Here is a 14,536-nt window from a genome sequence, read left to right as displayed (position 1 = left end):
TCTTCGGGAGTCGTCGGTGTCACGCGGCCGGGTTTCCGAACTGGCCGTTGACGACCCGGGTCGGCGCGATGAACTTCATCTCGTCCTGGTTCGGGTTGGGGCCGTGGTTGTCGGCGGTGAAGTTGTAGCGCGACAGGAACGCCGTCTTCGCGTTCTTCTGCACCTCTTCGGTTTCCAGTGCGGCGGCGAGCTTCTCTGCGTCGGTGGTGGTGCCGGCCTTCTCTGCGGCAGCAGCAACGAGCGGGAACGCATCGTAGTTGTCGGCGATGATCAGCGTCGACGAGATGGTGCCCAGCGATGCCATGGTATCGACCATCTGGTTGACCAGTGCGTTGTCCGGATCGTAGACGGTGCTCGTGAACACCTGGGAGACAAGGTTCTTCATCTCCGGCGTGCCGAGCACACCGTTCGGGGGCTCGTTCGCGACGAGGTTGGTGCTCGACACCGACGTGTTGCCGATGATCGGCACGTCCCAACCGAGGCGCTGCATGCTCTGCAGTACGTAGCCGAGCGGCGCGCCGTACGCGTCGAGTGCGATCGCCTTGGCACCGGCGTTCTTGACCGACTGCAGCTGCGCGGTCATGTCGAGTGCGGTGGACTCGTACTCCTCGTTGCCGACTTGCTTCAGTCCGGCCTTCTCGATCGCCGACGTCATCTCCTTGCCGAACAGCTCACCGTAGGCGGTGCTGCCGTGGATGACCCCGATGTCGGTGTAGCCCTTCTCCTTCGCGTGCCCGACGATGCCGCGCGCGTTGTCGGCGGCGCCGGGTGCGAGGTCGAAGTTGAGTGGGAACTTCGCCGGATTCGTCGAGTCCTCCGTGGGCGAGACGTTGAACGAGAGGATCTTGTTCTGCTTGAGGATCGGTAGGGTTGCAGCACCGATCGACGACGGCCCGGAGTTGAGGACCAGGTCGGGCTTCTGCTTGTTGATGGCGTCGCGCAGCTTGGTGACCGCGATGGTCGCATCACCGGCGTCGTCGACGACGGTGAGCTCGATCTGTCGACCGCCGATACCGCCGACCGCATTCTGCACCTGCACACCGGCTTTCGCCGCGAGGATCGAGGTCTCGGCGTTGGCGGCGAGCACACCCTGGGCACTGATTCCGCCGGTGACGAGGACGCGGTACGGCTGATCCGCACCGCCGGTCTCCGTGGAGTCCGCACTGCTGCACCCGGCGAGGGCCAGGGCCGACACCGCGACTGCCGCAATGAGAACTGGACGCCGATTTCGCATGACTGTCCTCCTAGGACACAGAAGCACACCGAACCAGGCACTCGCATGGCTCGATCGGACGGACGAGGCCCACCGCGGTACCGACACTCAGGGGTTTCGACATCCGGGTACGACCTTTCAAGCAACCGCTTGGTCACCAAGCAACCGCTCGATCGGGAGCCTAAGGTGTGACGCAGGTCTCGTCAACCGGACGCACCGCTCGGTGGGAAGTACACCCCCACAGCAGCTGAAGGGTCCCTTTGTACGCCCGGGGAGAACAAAGGGACCCTTCAGCTGACGAGGTGGGGTGCCACGGAAACGCCGAACGGGAACCCGGTGCACGTTTCCTGTCGAGAAGCGTGCGCTGGGTTCCCGTTCGGTGGGTGTCAGCGTTCGTTGCGGGGTTTCCACACGACGAGCGCGTTGCTGCGGGTGATAGGGACGAGGTCGCGGCGGTAGCTGGCGTGGACGCGGGCGATTTCGGTGGCGAGTTCGTCGACGCGGTGTTGGAGGGCCTCGACCTGGTTGGTGAGTTCGATGATGCGTTTGATGCCGGCGAGGTTGACGCCTTCGTTCTGCGACAGGCGTTGCACTTCACGGAGCAGTGCGACGTCGCGGGGCGAGTAGCGGCGGCCGCCGCCGCGGGTGCGGTGCGGGGTGACGAGGCCGAGTCGGTCGTAGTTGCGCAGGGTTTGCGCGTGCATGCCGGCGAGTTCGGCGGCCACCGAGATGACGAACACTCGGGCGTCGGGGTCCGGTGAGGCGTCCGACGTCGTGCGGTCCTTGTCGCTCATCATGGTTCACCCGTTCGGTCGGTGCGGGCCGTCAGGCGCCGGCCCATCCTGCCCGCGGATCGAATCCGCTGGCCTTCTCCGCTTCCAGGTACGCCTGGAGTGCCTCGGTGGCGGGGTCGTCGAGTTTCTGCGGGATGGAGACCTTGACGGTCACCAGCAGGTCTCCGGCGCCTCCGCCGCGCTTGGGCACGCCGCGCCCTCGCACCCGTAGTATTCGCCCGTCCGCGGTTCCGGCCGGGATCTTCACGCCGACACGGCCTTCGAGGGTGGGCACCGAGATGGTGGTGCCGAGGACGAGTTCGCCGTAGCCGACGGGGACGACGACGGTGAGGTCGTCGCCGGTGCGGCCGAACACCTTGTCGGGGCGCACGTGCACGGTGACGAACAGGTCGCCGGACGGTGCGCCGCGCAGTCCCGCCTCACCCTGTCCGGCGAGCCGGATCTTGGTGCCGTCGCTGACCCCGGACGGGACGCGGACGGTGATGCTGCGGGTGCGGTTGGTGATGCCGTTGCCGTGGCAGTCGGTGCAGGGGTCGTCGATGATGGATCCGGTGCCGCGGCAGTCGTCGCACGGCTCACTGAATCCGAACGCACCCTGGTTGCGGCTGACGATGCCGGTTCCGTTGCAGCGCGGGCACACCCGCGGGCTGGTGCCGGGCTTGGCGCCGCTGCCGTGGCAGGTGGTGCACGACGACGGGCTGGTCAGTCGCAGCGGGACGGTGACGCCGAGTGCGGCCTCCCGGAACTCGAGGGTCGTCTCGGTTTCGACGTCGCTGCCGCGGCGGGGCCGCGAACCGGTCGTGCTCCGACCGCTGCCCCGGTTGAACAGGCCACCGAAGATGTCGCCGATTCCGCCGTCCGCGCCGCCGGCACCGCCACCGCCACCGAACAGGTCACCGATGTCGAAGCCGCCGTTGAATCCGCCACCACCGGACTGGTATCCGGCGTGAGGGCCGAATCCGCCGGACGCGAACAAGCGGCGGGCCTCGTCGTATTCCTTCTTCTTCGCCGGATCGGACAGCACCGCGTTGGCTTCGCTGACGGCCTTGAACCGCTCCTCGGCCGCGGTGTCACCCGGGTTGGCGTCGGGATGCAGTTCCCGCGCCAGCTTCCGGTACGCCTTCTTGATGTCGTCGGACGAGGCGTCGGACGAGACACCCAGATCCTTGTAGAAGTCCTTTTCGATCCACTCCCGCTGACTCACTGGGCGTCTCCTCCTTTCTCGCGCCTACGGCACCTGTGCGCCTTTTTGGTAGTGGGTACTACCAAAAAGGCGCACAGGCACGTAGTGCCTAGTTGTTCGTCACCGTGACCATGGCGGTCCGCAGGACGCGGTCGCCGAGGCGGTAGCCCTTGCGCAGGACCGCGCCGAGGACGGGGGTGTCGCCGTCGCCGTCCATCTGCACGGCTTCGTGCAGGTCGGGGGCGAAGGCGTCGCCTTCCTCACCGAACGCGGCGAGGCCGAGTCCGTCGAGGACGCCGGACAGCTTGTCGGACAGGGCCTTCAGTGGCCCGGTCTCGAGGTCGCCGTGGGCGCGGGCGCGGTCGAGGTCGTCGACGAGGTCGAGGAACTTCGACACGACCGCGACCCGTTCGTCCTCGATGGCCCGGTCGATGCGGGCCAGCGAGTTGCGGCGGATGTTGGCGATCTCGGCCTTCGCGTAGCCCAGTTCGGTCTCGAACTGGTCCCGCTCGGCGGTGACCGTGGTCAGCGCGTCCGGCTCGGCAGCCTCCGAAGACTCGACAGCCTCGGCAGCGTCCGAGGGCTCAGCAGCCTCTTCGGAGACCGCCTCGTCGAACGGATCGACGACGACGCCGTCGGTGACGACCGGCTCCCGCTCGGGGTGCTCGGTGGTCACTTCTTGTCCTGGTCGGTCGGCTCGTCGACGACCTCGGCGTCGACGACGTTCGGGTCGGCCGACTCGGCGGCGTCACCGGCGGCACCGGCGTCGGCGGCCTGTGCGTCGTAGATCGCCTGGCCGAGGGCCTGCGACTCGGTCGACAGCTTCTCGACGGCAGCCTTGACGGCCTCGAGATCGGTGCCGGCGAGTGCCGTCTTGACCTCGGTGACCGCGGCCTCGACCTTGTCCTTGACGTCGGCCGGGACCTTGTCCTCGTTGTCCTTGACGAACTTCTCCGTCTGGTGGACCAGCGAATCGGCCTGGTTGCGGACCTCGGCCTCCTCGCGGCGGGCCTTGTCCTCCTCGGCGTGCGCCTCGGCGTCCTTGACCATCCGGTCGATCTCGTCCTTGGACAGGCCGGAGCCGTCCTGGATCTTGATCGTGTTCTCCTTGCCGGTGCCCTTGTCCTTGGCGGTGACGTGGACGATGCCGTTGGCGTCGATGTCGAAGGTGACCTCGATCTGCGGCACGCCGCGCGGGGCCGGCGGGATGCCCGCGAGCTCGAACGATCCGAGCAGCTTGTTGTGCGACGCGATCTCACGCTCGCCCTGGAACACCTGGATCTGCACCGACGGCTGGTTGTCGTCGGCCGTGGTGAAGGTCTCGGAGCGCTTGGTCGGGATCGTGGTGTTGCGCTCGATGAGCTTGGTCATCACGCCACCCTTGGTCTCGATACCGAGGGACAGCGGGGTGACGTCGAGCAGCAGGACGTCCTTGACCTCGCCCTTGAGGACACCGGCCTGCAGGGCCGCGCCGACGGCGACGACCTCGTCAGGGTTGACGCCCTTGTTGGGCTCACGGCCACCGGTCAGCTCGCGCACCAGGTCGGAGACTGCGGGCATACGGGTGGAGCCGCCGACGAGCACGACGTGGTCGATGTCCTTGACGGCGACACCGGCGTCCTTGACGACCTGCTGGAACGGCGCGCGGGTGCGGTCGAGGAGATCGGAGGTGATCTTCTGGAACTCGGCGCGGGTGAGCTGCTCGTCGAGGAACAGCGGGTTCTTGTCCGCGTCGACCGTGATGTACGGCAGGTTGATGGACGTCGACTGCGAGCTGGACAGCTCGATCTTCGCCTTCTCCGCGGCCTCACGCAGACGCTGCAGGGCCATCTTGTCCTTGGTGAGGTCGATGCCGCTGGACGCCTTGAACTTGTCGACGAGCCATGCGACGACACGCTCGTCCCAGTCGTCGCCACCGAGGTGGTTGTCGCCGGAGGTCGCGCGGACCTCGACGACGCCGTCGCCGATCTCGAGCAGGGACACGTCGAAGGTGCCGCCGCCGAGGTCGAAGACCAGGATGGTCTGTTCCTTCTCACCCTTGTCGAGGCCGTATGCGAGCGCGGCCGCGGTGGGCTCGTTGACGATGCGCAGGACGTTCAGGCCCGCGATCTGTCCGGCTTCCTTGGTGGCCTGACGCTGGCTGTCCTCGAAGTAGGCGGGGACGGTGATGACGGCGTCGGTGATCTCCTCACCGAGGTACGCCTCGGCGTCACGCTTGAGCTTCATCAGCGTGCGGGCGCTGATCTCCTGCGGCGTGTAGTTCTTGTCGTCGATGGCGACGGTCCAGTCGGTGCCGATGTGGCGCTTGACCGAGCGGATGGTGCGGTCGACGTTGGTGACCGCCTGGTTCTTGGCGGGCTGGCCGACGAGCACTTCACCGTTCTTGGCGAACGCCACGATCGACGGGGTGGTGCGTGCGCCCTCGGAGTTGGCGACCACCACAGCCTCGCCGCCTTCGAGAACAGACACGACCGAGTTGGTGGTCCCGAGGTCGATTCCGACCGCACGAGCCATAGTGATCCCTCACTTTCCTTCTGCGCAGCCTCATGAGCTGCGGTTTCGCTTATCTACGCTGTGTACATGAACCCCATGTGAGCGTATCCGGCTCAAGTTTGCATTCGGTTCGAATCGAAGTCAACCCGAAACTTGAGTCTTCCACGCTCAGGTTCTCGTAGGGCTCAACGGACCCCTCCACGAATTTGTTCCCGTCCCCCTGAACCCGCCGGTCACCGATACGATCCGGTACGTGGACCGACCCGTGCACCGACCACAGCCTCCGCGCCCGGACGTCGTCGTCGCCCCCCTGCACGACGCCGGTCCGCCGCTGTCGGCATGGCTGCATCACCGGGGCACCCCGTGACCGACGCGGTCGTCGTCGGCGCCGGCCCCAACGGGTTGGCGGCGGCGGTGACGCTCGCCCGGCAGGGAGTGTCGGTGACGGTCGTCGAGGCCTCCGACACGATCGGCGGCGGCACCCGCACGAGCGAACGGATCCTGCCGGGACTGCTGCACGACGACTGTTCGGCGGTGCATCCCATGGGGGCGGCGTCCCCGTTCTTCCGGTCCCTCGACCTGGCCGCGCACGGACTCGAATGGCGTTCCCCGGACGTCGATCTCGCGCATCCTCTCGACGACGCGGCGCCCGGCGTGCTCACCCGGTCGCTGGACGCCACCGCCACCGGACTCGGCGCGGACGGCCGAGCGTGGCACCGGCTGTTCGCGCCGCTCGCCGACCGGATCGACGATCTCGCCGACGACGTGCTGCGCCCGATCGTGCACGTCCCGGAGCATCCGATCACGTTGGCGCGCTTCGGTGTCGACGCACTGCTTCCCGCGGCGTGGACGGCCCGACGCTGGCGGACCCCGCAGGCGCGGGCCCTGTTCGCGGGGGTTGCCGCGCACGCCTACCAGCCGTTGACACGGCCGACGACGTCGGCGGTGGGACTGCTCATGATCGCGGTGGGGCACCGGCACGGGTGGCCGGTGGCGCGCGGCGGGTCACGGGCGATCACCGATGCGCTGGCGTCGCTGCTACGCGCGCACGGAGGCCGTATCGAGACCGGACGCCGGGTCCGCTCGCTCGGGGAACTGCCCCGCACCGAGATCACGATGCTCGACGTCTCCCCCACCGGCGCACTCGAACTCGCCGGAAACCTGTTGCCCGCCCGGGTCGCCCGCGCCTACCGCCGGTACCGGTACGGGCCGGCCGCGTTCCGGTTCGATCTGGCCGTGGACGGCGGTATCCCGTGGCGGGACGACGCGTGCCGCCGCGCCGGGACCGTCCACCTGGGTGGGACGCTCGAGGAGGTCGCGGCCGCGGAACTCGGTCTGCATCGGGGCCGGATGCCGCAGCGCCCGTTCGTGCTGATCGGCCAGCAGTATCTGGCGGACCCGTCCCGTTCGGTGGGCGACGTCCACCCGGTGTGGGCGTACGCGCATGTGCCGCACGGATATACCGGTGACGCGTCGGAGGCGATCCTGCGGCAGATCGAACGGTTCGCGCCCGGAGTGCGGGAGCGGATCGTCGGCACCTTCACCCGGTCGGCGGTCGAGATGCCCGTCTACAACCCGAACTACGTGGGCGGTGACATCGCGTCCGGCGCCAACGATCCGTGGCAACTGCTGGCCCGGCCGAGGCTCGCTCTCGACCCGTACGCGACCGGGATCCCCGGCGTCTACCTGTGTTCGGCGTCGACGCCACCCGGTGGCGGCGTGCACGGCATGGGCGGATTCCATGCGGCCCGGTCTGCACTGCGGCACCTCGGACGCTGACGGCCGTACCGGCCTCAGCTCACCACACCACCACCAGGTCGTTCCCGGTGTGCACCATCGGGTCGCCGGCACCGCAGCCGAAGGCCTGCGCGAATCCGGGGATGTTCGGCACGACTCCGTTGATCCGGTACCGGCCCGGTGAGTGCGTGTCGGTGGCGAGTCGGGTCACCGCCTCTTCGTCGCGGGTGTTCATGCGCCAGATCTGCGCGTAGTTGAGGAAGAACCGTTCGTCGGGGCGGTAGCCGTCGATCGTGGTGCCGGCCGTCTCCGGGGCGGCGGCGAGCGCGGCCTGCAACGCGTCGTATGCGGCGTTCACGCCACCGAGGTCGGCGATGTTCTCCCCCAGGGTGAGCCGGCCGTTGACGTGGAGGTCGGGGCGGCCGGGGATCGGCGCGTATGCGCTGTACTGCTCCACCAGTCGATCTGTGCGGGCGTCGAATTCGGCGCGGTCGGCGTCCGTCCACCAGTCGGTGTGATTGCCGGCGGCGTCGAACTGGCTGCCGGTGTCGTCGAAGCCGTGGGTGATCTCGTGGCCGATGACCGCGCCGATCCCGCCGTAGTTGACGGCATCGTCGGCGTCGGGGTCGAAGAACGGGGCCTGTAGGAACGCGGCCGGGAAGTTGATCGAGTTGTCGGACGGGCTGTAGAAGGCGTTGACGGTCTGCGGACTGGTGATCCACTCGGAGCGGTCCGTCGGGGTACCGATCTTCGCCATGTCGTCGGCGTGATGGAACCGCTCGGCGGCTGCGAGGCTGCCGAAGAAGTCCCCGGGGGTGATCGTCAGGCCCGACAGGTCGTCCCAGGTGTCGGGGTAGCCGATCCGCGGCAGCACCGCCGCGAGCTTGTCGAGTGCCTTGTTCTTGGTCTCCGGGCTCATCCAGTCCAGATTCTCGATGCGCACCCGCATCGCGGCGATCACCCGCTGCACCAGATCGTCCGCGCGGTCCCTCGCCGCTTCGTCGAACTCCCGCTCGACGTACAGTCGGCCCATCGCGTTCTCCATCGTGCCGTCGACCGCGGCCACGGCGTACTGCCAGCGCGGCGCCGGTTCGTCCGTGCCGCCCAGCAACGATGCGTAGCCGAAGTTGTTGTCGCGGAACTCCTTCGACAAGCGGTTGTCGTAGCGGTGGACAAGGCTCGACCGCAGGAACGCCTGCCACTGCGGGATCGGGGCACCGACCAGCAGTTCCTCGACCTTCTCGTAGTACTGCGGCTGCGCCAGCGAGAATCCGTCACCGACATCCGCGCCCTGCGCCTCGAAGTAGGCACCCCAGTCGAACGACGGGGTGGTGCGGTTCGCGTCGGCGACGGTCACCATCCGGTACTGGTTCTCCGGGTCGCGCTGTTCCTCGGGGCTCAGCGACACCGCCGCGAGCTGCCGTTCGACATCGAACGCCTGAGCGGTCTGGCCCGCGGCGTCCGCGACCCCGGCCAGTTCGAGCGCGGTGGCCGTGTAGTCGCGGTAGGCGTCGGCGATCTCGGAGTACTGCGGGTCGGTGTAGTAGTCCTTCGTCGGCAGCCCGAGACCCGTCGGACTCACATCCGCGATCCGGCGGGTCGCGTCCTGCTGGTCGGCGTCGCTGCCCGTCGCGAACAGGACACCGCCGCCCCCGACCGCGTCGTCGCGCAGGTACCGGACGATGTCGTCCCGGGTGGCGATCGCGTCGATCCGGGCCAGCAGCGGCGCGAGCGGCATCGCCCCCACCGCCTCGAGCGTGTCCACGTCCATCGCGTCCCGGTACAGGACGCCGATCTTGTCGCGGTCCGACGACGGGACGCCGTCCCCCGACCAGTCGTTCGCCGCGCTCTCGGCGATGGCACGCTGCGCCTCGAGGGTCCGGTTCACCACCACCGTCAACGAGCCGATCTGCGTCTTGTCCGCCGGAATCATGTTGCTGCGCTTCCAGTTTCCGTTGACGAAGCCGTCGAGGTCGGTGCAGACGCCGACGGCGCTGTCGAATTCGGTGACGTCGAGCGCCGCGGCGGTCACCGCGGCGTCGCCGGGGTCCGCCTGTCCCGTGGAGCATCCCGCGGCGCCGGCCGCGACCACCCCGGCCGTCAACGCCGCCGTCCACACCCGCGTTCTGTTCCGCACCGGTACACACCCCTGACTGTGATTGCCGAACCCGACTTTGCGGACACTGTAACCGGGCATGCAGCCCGGTGTCCGGCGTTCCGTGCAGGATTCCGCCCGCCCACCGACGGGAATCCTTCACAGCTCGCCGAGTTCGGCGAGTACCCCCTCGGCACTGCGGGCGGCGGTCCGGCAGGCGCGGACGGTGAACGGGTCGAGCAGCGGATGGTCGGCGCGGGCCCGCCACGCGCGTACTGCGGCGAGGGCGCCGACGCGTAGAAAATCGGGGGACGCGTCCGGCGCCAGCCCGAGCCGCTGCGCGGCACCGATCCCGAATCCGCCGAGGAGGCGGTGCAGTTCGGTCAGGTCGTCGGGCGGCAGGCCGGCGTCGCCGGTGCGCAGCCGGCCGAGCATACGGAGTTCCGCGAAGCCGTGGACGTCGGCGAGCAGGCGCCGAGCCTCGACGAGCAGGTCGGGGGACTGCTGCGTCGGATACGCGGCGAGGACGCGTTCGAGGGCGACGAGCGCCGAGTGCGCCTTCAACTGGTCGGCCCGCTGCCCGAACTGGATGTCGATCACCTGGCGCAGCCCGTCGAGGCCGCTGAGCTGCACCAATCCTGCTGCGAGCGAAGGGGAATCATGCACCCCGAGACGGATCAGGGTGATCGCCGAACGTATCCCGAACAGCCCGAACCGGTCGGCCAACTGCCGGCGCAGCGCACCGTCGACGGGCAGTGCGATGTCGTCGCGGCCGAACCGGTCCGCCGACAGCATCGCCGCGGACAGTTGCTCGGACGGTACGGCCGCGAGCGCCTCGAACGCCGCGAACTCGCTGTGCCGCAACGTTCGTGCCCCCAGCGCCAGCAGTCCCGCGACCGGGACGACGGCCTGGCACAGCCCGGTCGCCTCGAGTTCGGACGCGAACCGGGCCGCCACGTCCTTCGCGGACAGCATCGCATCGGCCCGCCCGGCCCCGACCTCGTCGGCGCGCGAGACCACCCCGACCACACCGAGCGGCCCCGACTCGCCGCCGACGTGGGCGCCGATCCGGCCGAGGAACTGCACGTCGGACGCGCTGAGGCTGCGCAGCAGGTAGACGACGGCGTCCGCGCCGGACACCGCGTTCTCCGGGGTGAGCATGTCGAGGGTGCGGGCGGAGACGTCCGTCGACAGCGACGACGTGCCCGGGGTGTCGATGATCGTGGTGCGGGTCAGCGCGCTGGCCGGCCAGTCGACGTCGATCCGGTCGACCCGGTCGGCGGTGAGGGCGCCGAGGTCGAAGGTGAGGCGCCCGGCGGGGCGTTGCACCGTGACGGGGGCGGAGCGGTCCCCGTCGTAGTGGGCGGTGACGGCCGGGGTGACGGCGTTGCGGTACCAGGTGACGACGCGGGTGCATTCGGTCGCGTCGGTGGGGGCGATGTCCTGACCGACGAAAGCGTTGAGCAGCGTGGACTTTCCGGCCTTGAGCGATCCGGCGAGCGCGACCCGCAACGGTTCGTCGAGCCGGGCCGCGCACGCGGCGAGCCGGGTGCGTGCGTCGCTGTCCGTCGGGTAGCTCGCCCGGGCGGACGCGACGAGCCGGCGGACCCGCTCGAGCGACGCCGTCACGCGCTCGCCTCCTCGCCCACCGACGCGTCCACCGGGAACAGGTGCGCCGCCCGGCTCTTCAGCCCGGACAGCACCGCGAGTTGCTTCTCCACCTCGTCGGCGCGGCGGGCCCGTTCCCCGGCGGCGACACCGGCCGCCTCCTGCGCCGCCTTCAGCGAGTCGGCGAGCGACCGCAACGTCTGCTCGGCGACGGCGGTGAAGTGGTCGCGCAGCAGCCGCTGGATCAGCCGCAGCCGGTCCTTGGATTCCTTGCCGACCTGGAAGCTGACGTCGTCGGTGAACCGTCGGATCGCGATCTTGGCGTCGCCGCGCCGACGGACCACGCGGGCGTCCCGGTCGTCGCGGTACGCCTTGGTGCCCAACAGGACTCCCGCACCGATCGACACCGGGTTGACGAGCGCCATCCCCATCAGGGTGGTGACGAGGCCGAACATCAGCACACCACCGTACGAGCCGCGCATCCCGACGAGAACCTTCTGGGTGAGCCCGATCCGGCCGGACTCGAGATCGCCGAGTTCGGCGACCGGCTCGAGGACACCGTCGAGGCCGGCGACGTCGAGGAGCGGCAGGTCCACCGTCCCGGCCGCCGCGAAATGCTCGGCGACGACCTCCGCGAGCCACCGGGCCCGGTCGTGCGCCCACACGAAGTTGTCGCCCACCGACTGTGCGACCTGCCCGGCGAGCCACTCCCCCAGTTCGGTCCACTCGCGGCCCGGATCCCCCTCGTCGACGGCCTTCTCGGCCTCCCGCGTCACCTGCCGCAGCCGGTCCCGCAGGTCGTGGTCGATGTCCGCGGCCAGGTCGGCGATACCGTCGGCGAGGGTCTGCTGCCAGCGGGCCGTCTTCTTCTGCAGGTCCTCCGTGACGGTTCCGGCCCGCCGCAGTTCCGCGACGGCAGCCGACCCCTTCTCCGGATCACGCAGTGCGGCAAGCTCACTGACGAGTGTCAGTTGCAGATGCTCGACGACGCCGTACACGTCGACGGACACGGCGCGCCGCAGACCGCCGGCCGCATGGTCGACCACCCGGGTCCGCAGGAAGTCGTACAGGGCGGCGAATCCGGATTCCTCGTGCAACGACGGGTCGTCGAGACGCAGCGCGTGCGACCGCAGCAGCGACGAGATCGGCAGCAACGGCACCTCCAGCCCGGCCCGCTCGAGATGCCCGCGGTCGGCGTCGACGATCCGCCGCCAGTGCGGATACAGGTCGGTCTTGCCGACCAGGCAGGCGACCGCCGGACACAGGCCCGTCACCTGACGCAGGAACGCCAACTCGGGTTCGGTGAACTCCTGGCTGGCGTCGGACACCACCAGGACCGCGTCCGCGGCCGGCAGCAACCCGAGGGTCGCGGCCGCGTGCGGGCTGCCGTGCCCGCCCACCCCAGGGGTGTCGAGGAACACCAGACCGTCCGCGAGCAGCGGGCTCGGCACGTTCACCTCGAGCCGGAGAATGTCGCGCCCCGCCGCGAGCGGGGACCCCGGGCCGATCGTCTCCACCTGGCCCAGGGGAACGTCGACCCGCATCGGCGGACCGGACGACGCCGCGAGTACCAGCTCCGCGAACGTACGATCCGCATACTGCACGACGGTGGGGACGGCGGTGGTCTCGTGGTCGCCCACCGAACACACCGCCAGGTCGAGCAGCGAGTTCACGAACTGGCTCTTACCCTGCCCCGACCTGCCCACCACGACGACCCGGAACCGAGGATCGGTCACCCGGGTCCGGGCCACGTCCAACCGCTCCACCAGGTCGCCGCGCCCGGCCGAGTCCGCGATCCGCGCGGTCCGATCGAGCAGGTCCACCGTCGCATCGTTCATATCCGCCACCCCGATCCTCTACTGCCGACATAGCGCGGCGGCGGCCCCGTCCGTTACAGCCGCCGCGCCGTCACGCGGAGCGGATCACGGCAGCAGATCCTGCCCGAGGTCGGGCAGGGGATGGTCGACGGCCGCCGACCCGAACGCATCGAGACCGGCCGAGAGACCACCGTGGAGGCCGGCCTCGAGACCCGCCTGCAGTCCCGCATCGATCCCCCCGAACAACCCGGTATCCGAGTGCGCCGACCCGAACGCGTCGGTATCGATCGACGACCACGCGTTGGTGGCGTCCGCGACATGACCGGCCGTGCCGATCGCGGCGCCGAGGTCGAGACCGCCACCGATGCTGCCGTCGACGCCGAGACTGCCACCGGCCGACAGCGCCGACTCGAGCGCGCCGGTGAGCGACGTCGTCAGATCACCGCCGACGTCGAGGCCGCCACCGAGGGCCGTGCCGAGGCTGCCGCCGAGATCCGCCGTCCCCTCGAGGCCGGCGCCGAGCCCTCCCCCGAGCCCGGCACCGGCGTCGAGCGCCGCGTCGAAGAGCCCGCCGAGGGCGGTGCCGAGCTCCCCACCGAGCTCACCTCCGGCCCCGAACGCGCTCTCCAGCGCGGCAGTCAGTGCGCCGTCGCTCGACAGCAGTCCCCCCAGGTCGACACTGCCCACGTTCCCGAGTGCCGCGTTCAGCGACGCCCCGAGATCGGTGACGAGTGAGCCGTCGACGTTCAGTGCGCCGCCGAGCGCGGCCGCGAGATCGCCGCCGATGTCGGCGCCGCCGGCCGGGTCGAGTGATCCGCCGAGCCCCGACGCCGCCTCGAGCGCGGCCCCCAGGGCACCCCCGAGACCCGCGCCGATCGCGCCTCCCGCCGCGAGCACCCCGCCGAGCGCGGCCGCCAGATCCCCACCGAGGTCGACGCCACCGGCCAAGTCGCCGTCCACATTCCCCCCGAGGCCCAGGCCACCACCGAGATTTCCGCCGAGGCCGAGTCCCGCACCCAGGCCCAGGCCGTCGCCGAGACCCGCGCCGAGACCGGCACCGCCGGCGACCACGCCCAGCATGCCGGCTGCCCCGGTGCCGGCCGTGAGGATCGCGCCGAGGTCGGCGGCACCGGAGCCGAACAGCCCGGATTCGGCAACCGTGGGGGCGACGGCGGCGATGTCGGCGGCGCACACGTCGGGCAGTCCGGCCGCGGCCAGTGCCGCCTGCGGGTCGGCGCAGTATGCGGCGGCCGCATCCTCGTCACGGAGGAGTCGGAGAATGAAATCGAGAACTGCGTTGCCGGCCATGGGGATCACTCCTGACGTTCGGGAGGCGAGTGTGGTGTCCACGTTACGAATCCGGGAGGGTTTCGGGAACGGGGTCGCTCCCCGACTGTCGTCCAGGGCGTGTCGCCACCCCGGATAGGGGGTCGGCGGCGGTTAGGGGGACAGCCCCGTACCCGAGCCGGGCGCGGCCGGATTCCGTAACGAACCCCCGTCGGGGGCCGACAATCGCCATACCACCGGCGGTTCCGCAACCCGCCCGAACGGATGGGAGTGACGCATGTCTGCTGGGCTCGGAATTGCTGTCGGAAC

The 14,536-nt window shown here is 69.8% G+C and carries 10 protein-coding genes; 1 reads left to right on the top strand and 9 read right to left on the bottom strand.

The window, feature by feature from the left end; translation table 11 throughout:
- Positions 1 to 19: 19 nt before the first annotated feature.
- The 5 genes from E0497_RS06440 to dnaK all read right to left on the bottom strand — a co-directional run bounded on the left by E0497_RS06440 (position 20) and on the right by dnaK (position 5,704).
- Complete coding sequence (locus E0497_RS06440) at positions 20 to 1,234, bottom strand: ABC transporter substrate-binding protein (RefSeq protein WP_137723961.1); 1,215 nt, start codon at positions 1,232 to 1,234, stop codon at positions 20 to 22.
- A gap of 365 nt (positions 1,235 to 1,599) precedes the next feature.
- A complete protein-coding gene (locus E0497_RS06435; protein ID WP_421958313.1) occupies positions 1,600 to 2,007 on the bottom strand; it encodes a heat shock protein transcriptional repressor HspR in 408 nt (135 codons plus the stop codon).
- A 31-nt stretch (positions 2,008 to 2,038) separates the two neighbouring features.
- Complete coding sequence (dnaJ, locus tag E0497_RS06430) at positions 2,039 to 3,211, bottom strand: molecular chaperone DnaJ (protein ID WP_137723959.1); 1,173 nt, start codon at positions 3,209 to 3,211, stop codon at positions 2,039 to 2,041.
- An 88-nt stretch (positions 3,212 to 3,299) separates the two neighbouring features.
- The gene (gene grpE, locus E0497_RS06425) at positions 3,300 to 3,866 is read right to left on the bottom strand and encodes a nucleotide exchange factor GrpE (RefSeq protein WP_137723958.1); all 567 of its coding nucleotides are present in this window, start codon (positions 3,864 to 3,866) and stop codon (positions 3,300 to 3,302) included.
- The gene (dnaK, locus tag E0497_RS06420) at positions 3,863 to 5,704 is read right to left on the bottom strand and encodes a molecular chaperone DnaK (protein ID WP_137723957.1); all 1,842 of its coding nucleotides are present in this window, start codon (positions 5,702 to 5,704) and stop codon (positions 3,863 to 3,865) included. The genes grpE and dnaK overlap by 4 nt, the downstream gene beginning before the upstream one ends.
- A gap of 342 nt (positions 5,705 to 6,046) precedes the next feature.
- On the opposite strand from dnaK, the gene E0497_RS06415 reads away from it, so the two are divergent.
- Positions 6,047 to 7,462, top strand: a complete 1,416-nt coding sequence (locus E0497_RS06415) for a phytoene desaturase family protein (RefSeq protein ID WP_137723956.1) — start codon at positions 6,047 to 6,049, stop codon at positions 7,460 to 7,462.
- Between the two features lie 19 nt (positions 7,463 to 7,481).
- Here E0497_RS06415 and E0497_RS06410 read toward each other — a convergent pair whose 3' ends face one another.
- The 4 genes from E0497_RS06410 to E0497_RS06395 all read right to left on the bottom strand — a co-directional run bounded on the left by E0497_RS06410 (position 7,482) and on the right by E0497_RS06395 (position 14,248).
- The gene (locus E0497_RS06410; protein WP_161987389.1) at positions 7,482 to 9,557 is read right to left on the bottom strand and encodes a M13 family metallopeptidase; all 2,076 of its coding nucleotides are present in this window, start codon (positions 9,555 to 9,557) and stop codon (positions 7,482 to 7,484) included.
- Positions 9,558 to 9,674: 117 nt separating this feature from the next.
- The gene (locus E0497_RS06405; protein ID WP_137723954.1) at positions 9,675 to 11,144 is read right to left on the bottom strand and encodes a dynamin family protein; all 1,470 of its coding nucleotides are present in this window, start codon (positions 11,142 to 11,144) and stop codon (positions 9,675 to 9,677) included.
- Positions 11,141 to 12,961 (bottom strand): dynamin family protein, encoded by a 1,821-nt coding sequence (locus tag E0497_RS06400; RefSeq protein WP_137723953.1) that lies wholly within the window; start codon positions 12,959 to 12,961, stop codon positions 11,141 to 11,143. Before E0497_RS06400 ends, E0497_RS06405 begins: the two co-directional genes overlap by 4 nt.
- A gap of 84 nt (positions 12,962 to 13,045) precedes the next feature.
- Positions 13,046 to 14,248, bottom strand: a complete 1,203-nt coding sequence (locus E0497_RS06395; protein ID WP_194150307.1) for an IniB N-terminal domain-containing protein — start codon at positions 14,246 to 14,248, stop codon at positions 13,046 to 13,048.
- Positions 14,249 to 14,536: the final 288 nt, after the last annotated feature.

The organism is Prescottella subtropica (genome assembly GCF_005434945.1).
In the GTDB taxonomy this organism is placed as follows: Bacteria; Actinomycetota; Actinomycetes; order Mycobacteriales; family Mycobacteriaceae; genus Prescottella; species Prescottella subtropica.
Note: the sequence above shows the minus strand (reverse complement) of the source record. Positions and strands in the feature narration are given on the sequence as shown.

Excerpts from the sequence above, each read along its gene's own strand:
- E0497_RS06440 (WP_137723961.1), bottom strand. The coding sequence starts at position 1,234 with ATGCGAAATCGGCGTCCAGTTCTCATTGCGGCAGTCGCGGTGTCGGCC.
- E0497_RS06435 (WP_421958313.1), bottom strand. The coding sequence starts at position 2,007 with ATGAGCGACAAGGACCGCACGACGTCGGACGCCTCACCGGACCCCGAC.
- E0497_RS06400 (WP_137723953.1), bottom strand. The coding sequence starts at position 12,961 with ATGAACGATGCGACGGTGGACCTGCTCGATCGGACCGCGCGGATCGCG.
- dnaK (WP_137723957.1), bottom strand. The coding sequence starts at position 5,704 with ATGGCTCGTGCGGTCGGAATCGACCTCGGGACCACCAACTCGGTCGTG.
- E0497_RS06395 (WP_194150307.1), bottom strand. The coding sequence starts at position 14,248 with ATGGCCGGCAACGCAGTTCTCGATTTCATTCTCCGACTCCTCCGTGAC.